Origin of the sequence: Vibrio sp. 1562, from assembly GCF_033340155.1 — a bacterium.
GTDB classification, from domain to species: Bacteria; Pseudomonadota; Gammaproteobacteria; order Enterobacterales; family Vibrionaceae; genus Vibrio; species Vibrio alginolyticus.
In genome coordinates this window covers 1-526 of sequence record NZ_JAWOVY010000749.1, presented here as the reverse complement: position 1 = coordinate 526, position 526 = coordinate 1, and the positions used below count along the sequence as shown (strand labels likewise).

The following is a 526-nucleotide window of genomic DNA, read 5'->3' as shown; positions in this document are numbered from 1 at the left end:
CACAAACAATATAAATGTAGGATAAATATAACTAGTGAAAAAGCTTCTCGCTAATTTGTAGTTTTTTCAAAATAAAAATACACAGTGTGAATATTCTTGAGTTGTTAAATAGTCATTGAAATATCACGTGGCGTGTTTACTAGAAAGGAAGCCAATCACACATCCGTCGTGCCTTGCTTTGCTTAAAAGTACAAATCCTCTACTCTGTGCCTAAGCAAATTCAATGGAATTGAAAGAATGATAAAAGGCAGTGAGTACCCTTCCATTCGTGCGTTGAGGACTTTTGTTGCTGTGGCTAACTATCTCAGCTTTTCTAAAGCCGCCGATGACCTGTGCGTAACACAAGGAGCGGTCAGTAAACAGATGGCATCTTTAGAGCAACTCGTTGGGCTTCCTCTCATTCATCGAGGGTTAAACGGCGTGGAGCTAACAGAGGAAGGAAAGCGCTATTTGCCCCAAATAACAGAAGCTCTGGAGCTCATTCAGCATGCAACCGCCAGCCTAATTCAGACCAATACTGATCAAG

1 protein-coding gene is annotated in these 526 nt (G+C 41.3%); it reads left to right on the top strand.

Features of this window, described 5'->3' with window-relative positions; translation table 11 throughout:
• Nucleotides 1-237: 237 nt before the first annotated feature.
• Nucleotides 238-526 (top strand): LysR family transcriptional regulator (locus tag R7Z49_RS27440; RefSeq protein ID WP_318112822.1); only part of this gene is annotated, 289 nt, incomplete at its 3' end.